Below are 17044 nucleotides of genomic sequence, written 5' to 3' on the forward strand. Positions count from 1 at the left end.
CAATCAGACTCGTTCGGTGTTCAGTGCGGGCAATGGCCGGGACAACCGGCGTCCCGCCATACGGGCCACCAAGTCTAGCAACCCCTGCCGGGCGTTGCCGTTTTCCTGACCCTTGATGACCCGATCCACGCGCGCGGCCTCGCCCAGCAGCCCGCGCGCCGCCGGCAGGCTCAGCCGCGACATCGCCTGGCGCAGGGCCTTCTGGCCGTCTCCGAAGCTGCCCTGAAAGGCCTCGCGATCCGGCGCCCCGGCCGCCTTGCGCTCCATCGCCTGCACCAGCAGCCGGCATTCGCGCGCCAGCGCCCAGAGGATCAGGGGCTCCGGCTGTCCCTCGTCCAGCAGCCCCTCCAGCATGCGCAGGGCATGTCGGGCATCGCCGCGCAGTGCGGTCGGGGCCAGGGCAAACAGCTCGAAGCGCGCGGCGTCGGTGGTGGCTTCGGCCAGCACGGCCTCGTCGATGTCGGTCACGCCCGCCAGCGCCAGCTTCTCGATCTCCTGGCGCGCGGCCAGCAGATTGCCCTCGATGCGCGAGACCAGCAGCGCCAGCGCCGGATCCGTGATCGTCAGGCCATGGCGCTGCAGGCGGGCGCGAACCCACGGACCCAGCTGGGATGGCGGGATCGGACGCGCGTGCAGCACCACCGCACGGTTCTCCAGCGCCTTGAACCAGGCTGCCCGGCGCATGTCCCGATCCGGCCGCGGGAGCTGCAACAGCAGCACGAGATCGTCCTGGGGATCGGCCGCATAGGCCTTCAGGTGATCGCCACCTACCTTGCCCGGCTTGCCAGTGGCCAGGCGCAGGTCCAGCACGCTGCGCTCGGCGAACAGGGACCGGTCGCGGATCGCGGACTCGAACGGCGCCCAGTCGGACTGCGCGGTCATGTCCAGCACGGTCCGTTCCAGATAGCCCTGGTCGCGGGCCGCCGCACGGATCGCATCGGCCGCCTCGATCGCCTGCAATGGCTCCTCGGCCAGCAGCAGGTAGATCGGCGCCACGCCGCGCGCCAGATCCTGTTCCAGGCGGGCGAGATCCTGGGCCATCAGTCGGTAGGTTCTCCAGTCATCGGCTGGTCATCCTCGAACTCGACATCCGTGCGCAACTGCCCGTCGGCTCCGATCACCGCCTGAATACGACGCTGCAGCTGGCTGACGATATCCCGGTTCATTGCCTCGCGCAGGGTCTCCTCGCGCTCGGAACGGCTGAGCACCGCCGAGCCGTCGAACAGATAGATCCGGCTTGCGTGCAACGTGCCCAGATCCACAGCCTCGCCGTCCACCGGGCGCAGGCGCACCTCCACCGACCGGATCAGTTCGTACTCCGCGACCCGTGCCGCGTCGGTCACCGACAGCGTGCGCCGACGGTCGCGCACGGAGCGCACATCCAGGGTGGCGCCCTGCCCCTCGGGGCGCTGATCGACCACCTCGACCCCGGCCGAGCCGAAGGCCACCGCCAGCTCGCGGTACAGGGAGTCCCGCGGATTCACGCCGGTGATCTGCACCGGGGCCAGGGCCTCCGGCCAGTCCATGCTGCCGCGCAGCTGGAAGCCGCAGGCGGCCACAGCAACCGCCAGCCATACGACCAGCACTGCGCGCAGCACCGCGGTCATTGCGGCTTCACCACGAAGTTCACCAGGCGACCGGGCACCACGATCACCTTCACCACGTTGTGTCCCTCAATGTGCCGCTGCACGTTCTCGTCGCCGCGCGCGGCGGCCTCGATCGCATCGCGGTCGGCACCGGCGGGGACCGCGATCTCGGCGCGGCGCTTGCCGTTCACCTGCACCGCCAGGGTCTCCTGCGCGGCCTGGCGCGCGGCCTCGTCGACCGTCGGCCAGGCGGTGGTCGCGACCAGCTCGTCATGGCCCAGCGCGCGCCACAGCATCTCGGTCACATGCGGGATGATCGGCGCCAGCATGCGCACGATGCCCTCCAGGGCCTCCTGGCGCACGGCCGCGGCCCGGGCCGCATCCTTCGGGAATTTTCCGAGATCGTTCAGCAGCTCCATGTTCGCGGCCACCGCCGTGTTGAAGGTCTGGCGCCGCCCGATGTCGTCAGTCACCTTGGCGATGGTGTCGTGCAGCTTGCGCCGCAGCACGCGCCCGGCGTCGTCCAGCGCGTCCACATCCAGCGCACCCGGCGCATCGCCGTTCACGTGCTCGTGCACCGCCCGCCACAGGCGCTTGATGAAGCGCTGCGCGCCCTCGACGCCGGAGTCGGACCACTCCAGCGACAGGTCCGGCGGCGCGGCGAACATGGTGAACAGCCGCGCGGTGTCGGCACCGAAGCGCTCGATCAGCGCCTGCGGGTCCACGCCGTTGTTCTTCGACTTGGACATCTTTTCCATGCCGCCCACGACCACCGGCTGGCCGTCCTCGCGGTGGCGCGCGGCCTTCACGGCGCCGTCCTCCGCGCGTTCCAGCTCGACATCGGCCGGGTTGATCCAGTCCTTCCCGCCGTCACCGCGTTCGCGGTAGAAGGTCGGCGCGATCACCATCCCCTGGGTCAGCAGCCGGGTGAATGGCTCGTCGGAGGCCAGCAGGCCCTCGTCGCGCAGCAGCTTGTGGAAGAAGCGCGCATACAGCAGATGCAGCACGGCATGCTCGATGCCGCCGACGTACTGATCCACCGGCAGCCAGTGGTCGGCTCGCGCATCCAGCATCGCGGTGTCGTTGTCGGCACAGGCGTAACGCGCGAAGTACCAGCTCGACTCGAAGAAGGTGTCGAAGGTGTCGGTCTCGCGCCGCGCCGCCTTGCCGCATTCCGGGCAGGTTGCCTCGAAGAACTCGGGCATGCGCGCCAGGGGCGAGCCGGCGCCGTCCGGGATCACGTCCTCCGGCAGGCGCACCGGCAGGTCGGCTTCCGGCACCGGCACCGCCCCGCAGTCGTCGCAGTGGATCACCGGGATCGGGCAGCCCCAGTAGCGCTGGCGCGAGATGCCCCAGTCGCGCAGGCGGTAGTTGCGCCGGCGCCGGCCCAGCCCGGCCTGTTCCAGGTGTTCGGCGATCGCGGCCTTGGCCGCCTCGGAGGCCTGCCCGTCGAAGTCGCCGGAGTTCACCAGCACGCCGGGATCGGTGAAGGCCGCGGCTTGTACGTCGCACTCGGCGCCGCCGGCCGGGGCGATCACCTGCCGGATCGGCAGCCCGTACTGCGTGGCGAACTCGTGGTCGCGTTCGTCGTGTGCCGGCACCGCCATCACTGCGCCGGTGCCGTATTCCATCAGCACGAAGTTGGCGACCCAGACCGGGACCTCCGCTCCGGTCAGCGGGTGGCGGGCGGTAAAGCCCAGCGACCGGCCCTTCTTCTCCATGGTCGCCAGATCGGCCTCGGCCACCCCGCCCTGCGCGCAGTCGGCGACGAACGCGGCCAGTTCGGCGTCATGTTCCGCCAGCGCCTGCACCCGCGGGTGCTCCGGGGCCAGCGCCATGTAGGAGACGCCGAACAGGGTGTCCGGGCGCGTGGTGTAGACGGTCAGCGGCTCGCCGCCGTCCACCGCGAACTCCAGCTCCACGCCCTCGGAACGCCCGATCCAGTTGCGCTGCATGGTGCGCACCTGGTCCGGCCAGCCGTCCAGCCCGTCCAGGGCCTCCAGCAGCTCGTCGGCGTAGTCGGTGATGCGCAGGAACCACTGCGGCATCTCACGGCGCTCGACCAGCGCGCCGGAGCGCCAGCCGCGGCCCTCGATCACCTGCTCGTTGGCGAGCACGGTCTGGTCCACCGGGTCCCAGTTCACGGTCGCCTTCTTGCGGTAGACCAGGCCCTTCTTCAGCAGGCGCACAAACAGCCACTGTTCCCAGCGGTAGTAGTCGGCATCGCAGGTCGCGAACTCGCGCGACCAGTCATAGGCGAAGCCCAGGCGCTTGAGCTGGGTGCGCATCTGCTCGATGTTCTGGCGGGTCCAGGCGGCCGGCGGGACGTGGTTCTGCATCGCCGCGTTCTCCGCCGGCAGGCCGAAGGCATCCCAGCCCATCGGCTGCAGCACGCTCCTGCCCTGCATGCGCTGGAAGCGCGCGATCACGTCCCCGATGGTGTAGTTGCGCACATGCCCCATGTGCAGCTTGCCCGACGGGTAGGGGAACATGGACAGGCAGTAGAACGGCTCGCCGGGGGCGTCCTCGCGCGCGCGGAAGCAGTCGGCCTCCTCCCACTGGCGCTGTACCTGCGCCTCGATCACCTCCGGGGAATACTGCTCCTGCATGCGCCTCACCTGTGCCTTTATCGCGGGAAACAAAGAACTGCGCAGAATACCAGCCGCCCGTACCCCCTCCAAGCAAACGACGCTGACCGGGGCACCCGGGCAACCCGCCGGTTTTCGAGACGGGCTTCAAAAAATGACCGGAACCACTGCGCATCACGACAGACGGAATCAGTGAGCCCACGAAAAAGTCCCAAGGAGTTGAGGACATGAGTGAGGAAAAGGACGAAATCCCCGTTGTGAAGCGCGCCTATCCCGAAGACCTGGGCGAAGTCGAAAGAGAACACACACCCGAGACCGAGAGTCCCGCAATCCGCACAGTGGAGCCCGACCATCTCGGGACCTGGCTGGGCAAGGGCTGGCGAGACCTCTGGAAAACACCCGTGGCCCTGATACACGGCCTGGTCATCGCCATCGTCGGCCTGGTGCTGCTGGGAATGTCATGGAACCAGCCCTGGATGGCCTTTTCCTTCCTGGCCGGCTTCCTGTTCCTGGGGCCGGTGCTCGCCGTCGGCGTGAACTACCTGGCGATGGAACGCGAACAGGGCCATTCGACTGGCGCAGGCCTCGGCTGGCTTACCCACCTGGGGGGATCGGTCTGGGTATTCGCCCTGCTGCTGGCCCTGATCTTCGTTATCTGGGCGAGCTTCGTCTGGATGTGGGTCGCCGTGCTGAATATCGGCGAACTGGGTGTGACCGGGCAGTTGCATCACCTGGTGGGCACCATGCTGACCACCGGCTCCGGGATCATCTCCCTGATCGGGGTAGTCGTGGCCGCCGTGGTGTTCGGGCTCATAGTCTTCGTACTGAGCCTCGTCACCTTGCCCGCCATGATCGATCACCGCGCCCGCGAGGAGGCCCCGCAGACCACGCTGGTCGACGCGATCGGGATGAGCCTGAAGGCCTTCAACCACAACCGGGGCACGCTGATCCTGTGGGGGCTGATCATTACCACCCTGTTCGTGATCTCGGTGGCCACGGCCTTGCTGGCACTGATCGTGATCTTCCCGTGGCTCGGCTTTGCGATGTGGCACGGCTACCGGGATCTGGTCGAAACTGCGTAAAAAGGCTCTAATCCTGGGGAGGGGGGCAACCGCCCCTCCCCAACAATCGACGGAGGAATCGATGAGCGAAGAACGCAGGGACGAGGAACGCGAGAACCGACTGAGCAGCGCCTACCACCGGATGCTGCACGAGGTCACCGAAGATCTCGAAAAACTGGAGGACAAGACCAGCAAGGCGATCACCGAGACACTGGAAAACGCCCGCGACCGCGTACAGAAGGCCAGCGACCTCACGCGCGAGGAGGCCCACGAGGTCATGGACTATCTGCGCCGCGACCTGCAGGACCTGGGGGCTTACCTGGACAGCCGCAGCGAGGACTGGCGCGGCTGGCTGCGGATCGACCTCGGGCTGATCGAGGCCAGTGTTCTCAATGCGCTGGAGCGCATCGCCGACAGGACTCGCATCGAGATCACCGAGCTGACCGCCCGCGCCCAGGTGATGGGCGAATGGCACACCGGCGAGATCACTGGCCCCGGCGAGCTGTTGTGCAAGAAATGCGGCCATGCACTGCACATGACCAAGGTCGCGCGCATTCCGCCCTGCTCCAACTGCCATAACACGACCTTCCGCCGTGGCCCGGGCGCCAGCGAGACCGCAGAGGCCTAGGAGCCGATCAGTCCCAGGTCCGACAGGCTCATAGTCCAGCGGAAACGTCAGACCGACTGTGACCGGGTGCGGCGACCCACCGCCGCACCCAGCACCACCAGTACCAGCGCAGCCAGCACCGCCGGGCCCTCGCCCAGCGCGGCGGCGGGGGTCAGCCCGGTGCGCGGCTCCAGCGTCCCGCGGACCACCTCGCGGGTAAACAGACCCGAGCGTTCCAGGATACGGCCATCGGCATCGATCAGCGCCGAGATGCCCGTGTTGGTCGAACGCACCATCGGGCGCCCGGTCTCCACCGCGCGCACCCGGGCAATCTGCAGGTGCTGGGCCGGGGCCAGGCTGTCGCCGAACCAGGCGTCGTTGGAGACGTTGACCAGGAATCCGGCCTCCGGCAGTGCCGCGCGAATGTGACGGGAATAGGCGGACTCGTAGCAAATACTGACCCCGGCGGTCGTCCCGGCCATCTCCATGCGGCCATCGCCCCTGCCCGGGGAGAGGTCCGACATCGGGATCTGCAGCAGCCGGTCCAGCCAGGCCAGGCGATCGCGCAGCGGGATGTACTCGCCAAAGGGCACCAGCTGGCGCTTGTTGTAGCCCACGCCACTGCCGACATGCACCACCGAGTTGAAGACATCCCGCCCCTCGGCCTCGTAATCGAAGATACCGACCACCAGCTCGCCACCGGCCTCGGCGAGCTCGCTCGCAATGCCTTCCAGAGGACGGTGAACCTCGGTATAGAACGCCGGTATCGCGGTCTCCGGCCAGACGATCAACGCATCCCCGACGGCCTCGCGGGTCAACTCCTGATAGATATCCAGCGAATACTCGATCCCGTCCGGGGCCCATTTGCGGGCCTGGTCGATGTTGCCCTGCACCATCGCGACCGGGATCTCCTCGCCGGTGGGCTCCACCCAGCGCACGAGCCCCAGTGCCAGCGATGCGATCACCACCGTGACGGCCAGCCCTGCTCCCAGCCAGCGCTTCCCCGGCAGAAATACACTGACCACGGCCACCGCGAGCAACGCGACCATCAGCCCGGCGCCCAGCTCCCCGGCCAGGGGCAGCCAGCCCTGCAGTGGGGTGTCCAGCACCGTGTGCCCGAACAGCAGCCAGGGGAAGCCCGAGAACAGCCAGGACCGGGCCAGTTCCATCAGCACCACACCCCCGGCCAGGGCCAGCAGCCCGGCTGGTCGCGTCAGCGGCAGAAAACGGGCGGCCAGCCCCGCGAGCAGGGCCGGATAAAGGGCCATCATCAGTACGAAGAGCACGGTGATGAACGAGGCCACCACCAGGGGGGCCTGCCCGAATACCAGCAGGCTGTTGAAGATCCAGGTCACGCCGGCCCCGAAGAACCCGAGCCCGAAGGCATAGCCGGTCCAGGCGGCCTGCCGCGGCGGTGCGTCGATCAGCAGGCCAAACCAGACGGCCAGCCCCAGGGGCGCGGCCAGGAACCAGCCGACCGGGGCAAAGGCGAGGGTCGCCCCCGCCCCTGAGACCAGGGCCAGCACTGTGATGGCCCAGGCAGGCAGACGCTCGGCCAGTGGCTGCATCAGGCCCCCTTGTGCTCGCCGCTGTCGGTCGGCTGGCCCTCGAAGGTCTGGCCAGAGTCATCCGAGACCGGGATCACGTCGGGCTCCGGCAGGCGCATCTCCAGCAGATGCAGGCGGCGGTTGTCCGCGCGCAGCACACGAAAGCGCATCCCGTCGATCACAATCTGCTCACCACGTCGCGGCACATGGCCGAAGTGCGACAGCACCAGTCCGCCGATGGTGTCGAAGTCGTCCTCGCTGTAGGCGGTCTGGAAGTAGGCGTTGAACTCCTCCATCGGCGTCAGCGCCTTGATGGTGTAGCGCCCGCCGGGGTGCTGCATGATCTGGGTCAGGTAGTCCTCGACATCGTGCTCGTCCTCGATCTCGCCGACGATCTGCTCCAGCACGTCCTCGATGGTCACCAGCCCGGCCACGCCACCGTACTCGTCCACCACGATCGCCATGTGGTTGCGGCTCAGGCGGAACTCCTTCAGCAGCACGTTCAGGCGCTTGCTCTCCGGCACGAACACCGCCGGGCGCAGGATCTCCTGCATGTCGAAGGCGGCATCGTCGGGCTCGCCGAAAAAGCGCAGCAGGTCCTTGGCCAGCAGGACACCGACGACCTCGTCGCGGTGGTCCCCGACCACCGGCAGGCGCGAGTGCGCGGAGGCGACCACGTCCGGCAGGAACTCGGACAGGCGCGCGTCGCGGCGGACGACCTCCATCTGCGCACGCGGGATCATGATGTCGCGCACCTGCATGTCGGCCACGTTGAGCACGCCCTCGAGCATGGTCAGGGCCTCGGGGTCGACCAGCTCGCGACCGTGCGCATCGCGCAGCGTCTCGATCAATTCGGGGCGGGTGGCAGGATCGCGGCGCGGCCACAGGCGCGTCTTCGCGCGCTCCAGCCAGCGCCGCCAGGTAGGTTGCTCGTCGGGTACGGGTTCAGGCATTGGGGACGGTTCCGGTGGCGGGCGCGCTTGGGTCACGGGCCGGAGAGCCGGTCTGATAGGGGTCGGGATAGCCTAACCCGGCCAGGATCGAGCGCTCAACGGCCTCCATCGCCTCGGCCTCGCCGGGTTCCTGGTGATCCATGCCCTGCAGATGCAGCAGGCCATGCACCACCATGTGATTGTAATGGGCCCGCAGGGACTTGCCCTGCTCGGCCGCCTCGCGCGCCAGCACCGGCGCACAGAGCACGATATCGCCGAGATAGTGCGGCTCGCCCGCCGCCATCGCGGGCAGATCGGGGGCGGGGAAGGACAATACGTTGGTGGCGTAGGCACGCCCGCGAAAGCCCCGGTTCAGTTCCAGGCCTTCGTCGGCATCCACCACGCGCAGGGTTACGCGGGCCCGGCCGGCCCCGCGCCATGCGGCGCGCGCGGCCCGGTGCAGGGTAACGGCGGACGGGATCCCCCGACGCGGCAGGGCATACTGGACCACGACCTCAAGCGTCGCCATCGCCTCGGGGTCCGCCCTCCTGTGCCGCGTCATCCTCGTGTGCGTCGTAGGCCTCGACGATGCGCTGCACCAGCGGGTGGCGCACCACATCGCCCGCCTGGAACCGCGTAATGCTCACCCCCTCCACGCCCTGCAGAATCTGCATCGCGTGCTTCAGGCCCGAACGCTGACCGCGCGGCAAATCCACCTGGGTGATATCGCCGTTGACCACAGCCGTGGAACCAAAGCCGATCCGGGTGAGGAACATCTTCATCTGCTCGACGGTGGTGTTCTGTGCCTCGTCGAGGATGATGAAGGCCTCGTTCAGCGTGCGCCCGCGCATGTAGGCCAGCGGGGCCACCTCGATCACCTGGCGCTCCATCAGACGCGCGGTCTGGTCGAAGCCCATCAGTTCATACAGGGCGTCGTACATCGGGCGCAGGTAGGGGTCGATCTTCTGCGCGAGATCGCCAGGCAGGAAACCCAGGCGCTCGCCCGCCTCCACCGCCGGACGCACCAGCACCAGGCGCTGCACGCGGTCCTGCTCCAGCGCCGCGACAGCGGCGGCCACCGCGAGAAAGGTCTTGCCGGTCCCGGCGGGGCCGATCCCGAAGCTCAGGTCATGCTGCTGGATCGAGGCCAGGTAGCGGCTCTGGCGCGGACCACGGCCCCGGATCACCGCGCGCTTCAGACGCAAGGCGGGATCGGCGGCGGCCGGCTCGGCCTCCGCCAACCCTTCCATGTGCGCGGTCTGCAGTGCCGTATGCACCTGCTCCAGGCTGACCGGTTCCTCCTGCGCCATGCGGTGGAGGTCGTGAATCAGCGCGCCGGCGGCCTGTACCGCGGCCTTCGGCCCGGTCAGGTTGAAGCGCGGCCCGCGATTGTGCACGGCTACGCCCAGGCGCGACTCGATCAGGCGCAGATGGGCATCCAGCGGACCGGACAGACGCGCCAGCGTCTCCTGGTCCCCCGGCTCCAGGGTGAAATCCAGACGGTTACTCATCAATCAGGCGCCGACGGCGGCGGGCATCGCCCGCTCGACCGCACGGCCGCGCAGGGAATGCGCCAGGGCCTCGGTGATCTCGACCGGGATCATCTGTCCGATCAGGCTGGGGTCGCCCGCAAAATTCACGATGCGGTTGTTTGCCGTTCGCCCGGCCAGTTCGCCCGGATTGCGCTTGGCCGGGCCCTCGATGAGGACCGACTCGATGTTGCCGACCATGGCCTGGTTGCGCTCGCGCCCGTGCTGTTCGATCAGGGCCTGCAGCTCGGCCAGGCGAGCCTTCTTGGTAGCCAGCGGCACGTCGTCCGGCAGCGAGGCCGCTGGCGTACCCGGACGGGCGCTGTAGATGAAGCTGAAGGAGAAGTCGAAGTGCAGCTCCTCGATCAGCTTCATGGTCGCCGCGTGGTCGGCGTCCGTCTCGCCGGGGAAGCCGACGATGAAGTCGGAGGACAGGTCCAGGTCCGGACGCGCCTCGCGCAGGCGGCGGATCTTGGACTTGTATTCCAGAATCGTGTGGCCACGCTTCATCTGCGCCAGGATGCGGTCGGAACCGCTCTGTACCGGCAGGTGCAAGTGGCTGACCAGCTTGGGCTCGTCGGCATAGGCCTGGATCAGCGAATCGGAAAACTCCACCGGATGCGAGGTGGTAAAACGGATGCGCTCGATCCCGTCCACCGCGGCGACGTAGTGGATCAGCAGGGCGAGGTCGGCGGTGTCACCGTCCTCCATCGGCCCGCGGTAGGCATTCACGTTCTGCCCCAGCAGGTTGATCTCCTTGACCCCCTGCCCGGCCAGCGCCACGACCTCGGCGATCACGTCGTCGAACGGCCGGCTGATCTCGTCACCGCGGGTATAGGGCACCACGCAGAAGCTGCAGTACTTGGAACAGCCCTCCATCACCGAGACGAACGCGGTCGGGCCATCGGCCTTCGGCTCGGGCAGGCGGTCGAACTTTTCGATCTCGGGGAAGGAGATGTCCACCACCGGCGCCCGCTCGCGGCGCACCGACTGGATCATCGCCGGCAGGCGGTGCAGGGTCTGCGGCCCGAACACCAGATCCACGTAGGGCGCGCGCTCGCGCAGGGCGTCGCCCTCCTGGCTGGCGACACAGCCGCCAACCCCGATGATCACCTCCGGTCGGCGCTCCTTGATCTGGCGCCAGCGCCCCAGCAGCGAGAACACCTTCTCCTGTGCCTTCTCGCGGATGGAGCAGGTGTTCATCAGCAGGAGATCGGCCTGCTCGGGGTCATCGGTACGCTCCGCCCCGTGCAGCTCGCGCAGCGCGTCGAGCATGCGGTCGGAGTCGTACTCGTTCATCTGACACCCGTGCGTCTGGATGTAGACCTTGCGGATCATGCGTGCGTACTTGTGTTGGTGGACGTCGGGGACATCCCTTTAGAACGGGACGTCGTCGTCATCGAAGGCGCCACCGGAGACCGGGGCGCTGCTGCGGTTGCCGCCCTGCTGGCCGCCACCGCCATAGGCATTGCCGCCGCCATAGCCCGGGTCCTGGTCGAACCCGCCGCCACCGCCACCACCACGACCGCCGATCAACTGCATGTCGTTGGCGACCACCTCGGTGCTGTAGCGGTCATTGCCGGACTGGTCCTGCCACTTGCGGGTCTGGATCTTGCCCTCGATATAGACCTGCGAGCCCTTGGACAGGTACTGCGCGGCGATGTCGGCCAGACGCCCGAACATCACCACCCGGTGCCATTCGGTGTTCTCGCGCTTCTCGCCGGAGTTCTTGTCGGTCCACTGCTCCGAGGTGGCCAGACGCAGATTGGTCACGGTAACCCCGTTGGGGGTCTCGCGCTTTTCCGGGTCGGCCCCGAGATTACCGAGCAGGATGACTTTGTTGACGCCGCGGGCCATGGGAACTCCTTAGTGTCTGACGCCTTGTGCAGGGCGCGGGAAACGAACCGTTAAGGAAACACTGATCAATGTACACGCTCGCGTTGGTACCCCAGGTTTTCCGAGACAAGGCGCGTCGCGCAGCGCCGTAGTTCATTCTACGGTCAAGCGGCGCAACGCAGCATCGGGGAACCTGGGGTGCCAACCCCGAAGGGGCTCGGCCGCCCGTTGTAATCAAAAACTGGCATGCGCACGGCGTTGCGGCTCCCTTGTGCAGAATGACTGCATGGCAGTCGCTGCGCCTTGTTCGCACGCAAAAGCGACTCGAGCGCGAGCGCGTACATTGGTCAGTGTTTCCTTAATTGTAGCAGGGCGCCCGCGAGCCAGCAGCGCCCGTTTGCGGTATTGCCTCAAACACCGATGGCACCGCTCACCCGCCGCGCGCGGCCACCACAGCGGGGGGCTGTGCCAGCCAGGCCACTAGGGCCTCCGTATCCGGCCCGCCAGGGTCGACCTTGAGGTACAGCGACCGTGCATCGGGTGATAGCGCCACCTCCACAATGCCGGGCCAGCCCACCAGCGCGTAGCGCAGCTCGGCCTCGCGCCCCGCCCAGTGGGCGGGAATCCCCAGTACACGGTTGGAGCGATAGCGTGGCTGCATGCGCCAGGCGACCACAAACCAGATCAGCAGCAGGGGGACGGAGGCAAGAAAGACACCGGCGGGCCCCGTAAGGGTCAGCACGCCACCCCCGACCACGCCCCCGGCGAAGATTCCCAGGAACTGCGCCGTGGCAAAGCCACCCATGGCCGTCCCCTTGTGCGCGACCGGCGCCTCCCGCGCGACCAGGGACGGCAGCCCGGCCTCCAGCAGATTGAAGGCGGCGAAAAACGCCACCATCAGACCCACAAAAAGCCACATACCCATGCCATTAAAGAGGACCAGCGCCAGCAGGAGCTGGACCAGCACGAGCAGGGCAATCGCCCCGCGCATCACCGTATGCACCCGTCGGCGGCGCTCGCCCAGGATGATCCCCGGCAGCATCAGGGCAAAGCCCGCCAGCAGCACCGGGACATAAAAGCGCCAGTGCTCGGCGCCGGCCAGCCCCAGGTACTCGACCAGCAGCAGCGGGATCACGAGGAAATTGGCCGCCAGCACCAGGTGCAGCACGAAGATGCCGAGATTCAGGCGCAGCAGCTCCGGTTCGCGCAGCACCTGCGGCAGCGCGGACCACATGGGGACCATGTCCGGGTGCTGCCGCGAGCGCTCCGGGTTGGGCACCCAGAACAGCAGGATCACGATCGCCAGCACCCCGAGCAATGCGGACAGGCCGAAGACCCCGCTCAACCCGGCCGCGCGATCGACGACCGGCCCCAGCGCCATCGAGGCGGTAAAGGTCAGCCCGATGGTCAGTCCGATCACCGCGAGTGCGCGCATACGTCGCTCCTCGCCCACCAGATCGGCGGTCAGCGCGAGGATCACCGCGGCCACCGCCCCGGCGCCCTGCAGCGCCCGCCCCAGGATCACCCCGTGCACGGTCTCCGCCAGGGCCGCGACCAGACTCCCGAGCACGAAGAGCACGAGCCCGCCGAGGATCAGTGGCTTGCGGCCCAGCCGGTCGGACAACAGACCAAACGGAATCTGCAGCAGGGCCTGGGTCAGGCCGTAGATCCCCAGCGCCAGCCCCATCAGGAGCGGGGTCGCACCCGCGAGCGCGTCCAGGTGCAGCATGAACACCGGCAGCACCATGAACAGACCGGCCATGCGCACGCCATAGATGGCCGCGAGCCCGGAGGTCGCGCGCAGCTCGCGGGGCGTCATGCCGGTGGAATCCGCAGGGAAGGACGGGCTGTCATGCGTGCCGAGTTTACCGGCAACAACGCCACGGAAACCATGGCGGCGATCGCCGCAGTGTTACCATGAGCGGTTTGCGCCTCAGGGCAGTCTGCCGGGCGCATCTTGCACAACCAGGTGGAGTCGATACCGATCCATGGACAGCATCAGCATCCGCGGGGCCCGCACCCACAACCTGAAGAACATCGATCTCGACCTGCCGCGCGACCGGCTGATCGTGATCACGGGCGTGTCCGGCTCCGGCAAGTCGTCGCTGGCCTTCGACACCCTGTTTGCCGAGGGGCAACGCCGCTACGTAGAGAGCCTGTCCACCTACGCCCGCCAGTTCCTGTCGATGATGGAAAAGCCGGACGTGGACCAGATCGAGGGCCTGTCGCCGGCGATCTCCATCGAACAGAAGAGCACCTCGCACAACCCGCGCTCCACGGTCGGCACCATCACCGAGATCTACGACTACCTGCGCCTCCTGTTCGCGCGCGCCGGCGAGCCGCGCTGCCCGGAACACGGCGAGACCCTGGCCGCCCAGACCATCTCGCAGATGGTGGATCAGGTGCTGGATCTGCCCGAGGGCGAGAAGGTGATGCTGCTGGCCCCGATCGTGCGCGGACGCAAGGGCGAGCACCACAAGCTGCTGGAGTCCATGCGCGCCCAGGGCTACCTGCGCGCCCGCATCAATGGCGAGATCCACGACCTCGATGCCCTGCCCGCGCTGGATGCCAAGCGCAAGCACAACATCGAGATCGTGATCGACCGTTTCAAGGTCCGCGAGGACCTGCGCCAGCGCCTGGCCGAGTCCTTCGAGACGGCGACCGAACTGGCCGACGGGCTGGCGCTGATCGCCTGGATGGACGAGCCCGAACGCGAGCCCATGATTTTTTCCGCGCGCTATGCCTGCCCCGTCTGCGGCTATGCGCTGCGCGAGCTGGAGCCCCGGCTGTTCTCGTTCAACAACCCGGCCGGCGCCTGCCCCACCTGTGATGGCCTCGGCGTGCGCCAGTACTTCGACCCGGAGCGGGTGGTCTCGCAACCCGAACTGAGTCTGGCTGGCGGGGCGGTGCGTGGCTGGGACCGGCGCAATGCCTGGTACTTCAGTCTGCTGAACAGCCTGGCCCGGCATTACGGCTTTGACGTCGAGAGCCCCTGGCAGGAGCTGCCGGCCGAGGTCCGCGCCGTGGTGCTGCACGGCTCCGGCAAGGACAAGGTCAAGCTGTCGACCCCGGCCGCGAATGGCCGCCTGCGCACGGACGAGCGCGTGTTCGAAGGGGTGATCCCGAACCTGGAACGGCGCTACCGCGAGACCGACTCCGCAGCCGTACGCGAGGAACTGGGGCGCTACCTGGCCGAACAGGCCTGCCCCGAGTGCCACGGCACGCGCCTGAACTCCGCGGCGCGCCACGTGTTCGTCAGCGACCTCACGCTGCCCGAGGTCACGCACATGAGCGTGGCCGATGCCCGGGCCTTCTTCGGCGAGCTGCGCCTGCCGGGACGCTTCGCCCAGATCGCAGAGAAGATCGTGCGCGAGATCGGCGCGCGCCTGGGATTCCTGAACGATGTCGGGCTCGACTATCTGACCCTGGATCGCTCCGCCGACACGCTGTCGGGCGGCGAGGCCCAGCGTATCCGGCTGGCGTCACAGATCGGGTCGGCCCTGGTGGGGGTGATGTACATCCTCGACGAGCCGTCGATCGGCCTGCACCAGCGCGACAACGAGCGCCTGCTGAAGACGCTTTGTCACCTGCGGGATCTCGGCAACACGGTGGTGGTCGTCGAGCACGACGAGGATGCGATCCGTGCCGCCGATCATGTGGTCGATATCGGCCCCGGTGCGGGCCGTCATGGTGGGCAGGTCGTCGCCGCCGGCACCCCCGACGAGGTGGCCCGCACACCGGATTCACTGACTGGGGCCTATCTCACCGGGACACGCGCGATCGCCGTCCCGGAGAAGCGCGTCGAACCGGACCCCGAGCGCGAGATCCGCGTGATCGGCGCGCGCGGCAACAACCTGAAGGGCGGCGACTTCGCGTTCCCGACGGGCCTGCTCACCTGTGTCACCGGCGTCTCCGGATCCGGCAAATCGACCCTGGTCAACAATACGCTCTACCCGGCCGTCGCCGTGGCCCTGCATGGCGGGCGCCACACGATCGCGCCGCACGAGCGCATCGACGGCCTCGAGCTAATCGACAAGGTCGTCGACATCGACCAGAGCCCGATCGGCCGCACCCCGCGCTCGAACCCCGCGACCTACACCGGCCTGTTCACGCCGATCCGTGAGCTGTTTGCCGCCACCGCCGAGGCCCGCTCGCGCGGCTACAAGCCCGGTCGCTTCTCGTTCAACGTGCGCGGCGGCCGCTGCGAGGCTTGCCAGGGCGACGGCGTGATCAAGGTGGAGATGCACTTCCTACCGGATGTCTTCGTCCCCTGCGACGTCTGCAAGGGCAAGCGCTACAACCGCGAGACCCTAGAGGTCCGCTACAAGGGCAAGAGCATCCACGAGGTACTGGAGATGACGGTCGAGGAGGCCCTGGAGTTCTTCCAGCCCGTCCCAGTGATCCATCGCAAGCTCGAGATGCTGATGGAGGTCGGACTGTCCTACATCCAGCTCGGCCAGAACGCCACCACCCTGTCCGGTGGCGAGGCCCAGCGCATCAAGCTGGCGCGCGAGCTGTCCAAACGCGATACCGGCCGCACCCTGTACATCCTCGACGAGCCCACCACCGGCCTGCATTTCGAGGACATCGCCCAGCTCTTGCGAGTACTCCACCGCCTGCGCGACCACGGCAATACGATCGTCGTGATCGAACACAACCTCGATGTGATCAAGACTGCCGACTGGCTGATCGACATCGGACCAGAGGGCGGTAGCGGCGGTGGCGAGCTGTTGGTGGCCGGCACCCCCGAGGCGGTCGCCAGTACCCCGCGCAGCCACACAGGCCGCTTTCTGGCGCCCTTGCTCGATACACGCCAGAATCGAGTCGCATCCGCCTGATACTTCGCCGGGGGAGTTTGCCTTCCCCCAGACGCAAAAAAGCCGGCCCAAGAGGCCGGCTTTTTAATGCGCGAGCAGTCGCCTATCAGGCGGCTTCGCCGTTCTCCTGATCTGCACTCGGCTCCGGCCGATCGACCAGCTCGACATACGCCATCGGCGCGTTGTCGCCTGCGCGGTTCCCGCACTTCAGGATGCGCAGGTAGCCACCCGGCCGACCCTCGTAGCGCGGACCCAGCTCGGTGAACAGCTTCCCCACGATCTCCTTGTCACGAAGGCGGGCGAACGCCGTACGACGACCGTGCACGCTGTCTTCCTTCGCGAGGGTGATCAGCGGCTCGGCCACACGGCGAAGCTCTTTGGCCTTCGGCAGCGTGGTCTTGATCAGTTCGTGCCGGAACAGGGCCACGGACAGGGCCTGAAAAGTGGCCTTGCGGTGCGAGCTGTTACGGCCCAGCTGACGGCCGGAATGACGATGACGCATGAGAGATTTCCTCTGAAATACGGTTGGCGCGAAGCGCCG

At 67.7% G+C, this 17044-nt stretch carries 14 protein-coding genes; 3 read left to right on the top strand and 11 right to left on the bottom strand.

Annotation, left to right across the window (positions count from 1 at the left end; genetic code table 11):
* Positions 1–3: 3 nt before the first annotated feature.
* From holA to leuS, 3 genes are read right to left on the bottom strand one after another with little or no spacing between them, the layout of a single operon-like run.
* A complete protein-coding gene (gene holA / locus F467_RS0112530; RefSeq protein ID WP_018138178.1) occupies positions 4–1041 on the bottom strand; it encodes a DNA polymerase III subunit delta in 1038 nt (345 codons plus the stop codon).
* Positions 1041–1607, bottom strand: a complete 567-nt coding sequence (lptE, locus tag F467_RS0112535) for an LPS assembly lipoprotein LptE (protein WP_018138179.1) — start codon at positions 1605–1607, stop codon at positions 1041–1043. The genes holA and lptE overlap by 1 nt, the downstream gene beginning before the upstream one ends.
* Positions 1604–4195: a leucine--tRNA ligase gene (gene leuS, locus F467_RS0112540; protein ID WP_018138180.1), complete on the bottom strand. Its 2592-nt coding sequence runs from the start codon at positions 4193–4195 to the stop codon at positions 1604–1606. The genes lptE and leuS overlap by 4 nt, the downstream gene beginning before the upstream one ends.
* Positions 4196–4401: 206 nt before the next feature.
* Here leuS and F467_RS0112545 point away from each other — a divergent pair, with 206 nt between their 5' ends.
* Positions 4402–5256, top strand: a complete 855-nt coding sequence (locus F467_RS0112545; protein WP_018138181.1) for a DUF2189 domain-containing protein — start codon at positions 4402–4404, stop codon at positions 5254–5256.
* 61 nt (positions 5257–5317) lie between these two features.
* Positions 5318–5863 carry a zinc ribbon-containing protein gene (locus F467_RS0112550; protein WP_018138182.1) on the top strand — a complete coding sequence of 182 codons (546 nt, stop codon included), beginning with the start codon at positions 5318–5320 and terminating at the stop codon, positions 5861–5863.
* Between the two features lie 47 nt (positions 5864–5910).
* On the opposite strand, the gene lnt is transcribed toward F467_RS0112550, so the two are convergent.
* The 7 genes from lnt to F467_RS0112585 all read right to left on the bottom strand — a co-directional run bounded on the left by lnt (position 5911) and on the right by F467_RS0112585 (position 13505).
* Complete coding sequence (gene lnt / locus F467_RS0112555; protein WP_018138183.1) at positions 5911–7410, bottom strand: apolipoprotein N-acyltransferase; 1500 nt, start codon at positions 7408–7410, stop codon at positions 5911–5913.
* Positions 7410–8342: an HlyC/CorC family transporter gene (locus tag F467_RS0112560; RefSeq protein WP_018138184.1), complete on the bottom strand. Its 933-nt coding sequence runs from the start codon at positions 8340–8342 to the stop codon at positions 7410–7412. The genes lnt and F467_RS0112560 overlap by 1 nt, the downstream gene beginning before the upstream one ends.
* Positions 8335–8850, bottom strand: coding sequence for an rRNA maturation RNase YbeY (ybeY, locus tag F467_RS0112565; protein WP_018138185.1), 516 nt, complete (start codon positions 8848–8850; stop codon positions 8335–8337). The genes F467_RS0112560 and ybeY overlap by 8 nt, the downstream gene beginning before the upstream one ends.
* Positions 8837–9832 carry a PhoH family protein gene (locus F467_RS0112570; protein WP_018138186.1) on the bottom strand — a complete coding sequence of 332 codons (996 nt, stop codon included), beginning with the start codon at positions 9830–9832 and terminating at the stop codon, positions 8837–8839. The genes ybeY and F467_RS0112570 overlap by 14 nt, the downstream gene beginning before the upstream one ends.
* Before the next feature lie 3 nt (positions 9833–9835).
* Positions 9836–11188: a tRNA (N6-isopentenyl adenosine(37)-C2)-methylthiotransferase MiaB gene (gene miaB, locus F467_RS0112575; RefSeq protein ID WP_018138187.1), complete on the bottom strand. Its 1353-nt coding sequence runs from the start codon at positions 11186–11188 to the stop codon at positions 9836–9838.
* A 39-nt stretch (positions 11189–11227) separates the two neighbouring features.
* Positions 11228–11707, bottom strand: a complete 480-nt coding sequence (gene ssb, locus F467_RS0112580) for a single-stranded DNA-binding protein (protein WP_018138188.1) — start codon at positions 11705–11707, stop codon at positions 11228–11230.
* A gap of 409 nt (positions 11708–12116) precedes the next feature.
* Positions 12117–13505 (bottom strand): MFS transporter, encoded by a 1389-nt coding sequence (locus F467_RS0112585; protein WP_018138189.1) that lies wholly within the window; start codon positions 13503–13505, stop codon positions 12117–12119.
* A gap of 169 nt (positions 13506–13674) precedes the next feature.
* Here F467_RS0112585 and uvrA point away from each other — a divergent pair, with 169 nt between their 5' ends.
* Entirely contained in the window at positions 13675–16524 is a 2850-nt protein-coding gene (gene uvrA, locus F467_RS0112590; RefSeq protein WP_018138190.1) for an excinuclease ABC subunit UvrA, read from the top strand.
* Positions 16525–16609: 85 nt separating this feature from the next.
* Here uvrA and rplQ read toward each other — a convergent pair whose 3' ends face one another.
* Positions 16610–17005, bottom strand: coding sequence for a 50S ribosomal protein L17 (gene rplQ / locus F467_RS0112595; protein WP_018138191.1), 396 nt, complete (start codon positions 17003–17005; stop codon positions 16610–16612).
* Positions 17006–17044 lie beyond the last annotated feature (39 nt).

The organism is Thioalkalivibrio sp. ALJ12 (assembly GCF_000378305.1).
Taxonomy (GTDB): Bacteria; Pseudomonadota; Gammaproteobacteria; order Ectothiorhodospirales; family Ectothiorhodospiraceae; genus Thioalkalivibrio.

Coding starts and splice junctions, on each gene's coding strand:
- F467_RS0112570 (WP_018138186.1), bottom strand. CDS start 9,832: ATGAGTAACCGTCTGGATTTCACCCTGGAGCCGGGGGACCAGGAGACG.
- ssb (WP_018138188.1), bottom strand. CDS start 11,707: ATGGCCCGCGGCGTCAACAAAGTCATCCTGCTCGGTAATCTCGGGGCC.
- uvrA (WP_018138190.1), top strand. CDS start 13,675: ATGGACAGCATCAGCATCCGCGGGGCCCGCACCCACAACCTGAAGAAC.
- lptE (WP_018138179.1), bottom strand. CDS start 1,607: ATGACCGCGGTGCTGCGCGCAGTGCTGGTCGTATGGCTGGCGGTTGCT.
- F467_RS0112545 (WP_018138181.1), top strand. CDS start 4,402: ATGAGTGAGGAAAAGGACGAAATCCCCGTTGTGAAGCGCGCCTATCCC.
- holA (WP_018138178.1), bottom strand. CDS start 1,041: ATGGCCCAGGATCTCGCCCGCCTGGAACAGGATCTGGCGCGCGGCGTG.
- lnt (WP_018138183.1), bottom strand. CDS start 7,410: ATGCAGCCACTGGCCGAGCGTCTGCCTGCCTGGGCCATCACAGTGCTG.
- ybeY (WP_018138185.1), bottom strand. CDS start 8,850: ATGGCGACGCTTGAGGTCGTGGTCCAGTATGCCCTGCCGCGTCGGGGG.
- leuS (WP_018138180.1), bottom strand. CDS start 4,195: ATGCAGGAGCAGTATTCCCCGGAGGTGATCGAGGCGCAGGTACAGCGC.
- miaB (WP_018138187.1), bottom strand. CDS start 11,188: ATGATCCGCAAGGTCTACATCCAGACGCACGGGTGTCAGATGAACGAG.
- F467_RS0112585 (WP_018138189.1), bottom strand. CDS start 13,505: ATGACGCCCCGCGAGCTGCGCGCGACCTCCGGGCTCGCGGCCATCTAT.
- F467_RS0112560 (WP_018138184.1), bottom strand. CDS start 8,342: ATGCCTGAACCCGTACCCGACGAGCAACCTACCTGGCGGCGCTGGCTG.
- rplQ (WP_018138191.1), bottom strand. CDS start 17,005: ATGCGTCATCGTCATTCCGGCCGTCAGCTGGGCCGTAACAGCTCGCAC.
- F467_RS0112550 (WP_018138182.1), top strand. CDS start 5,318: ATGAGCGAAGAACGCAGGGACGAGGAACGCGAGAACCGACTGAGCAGC.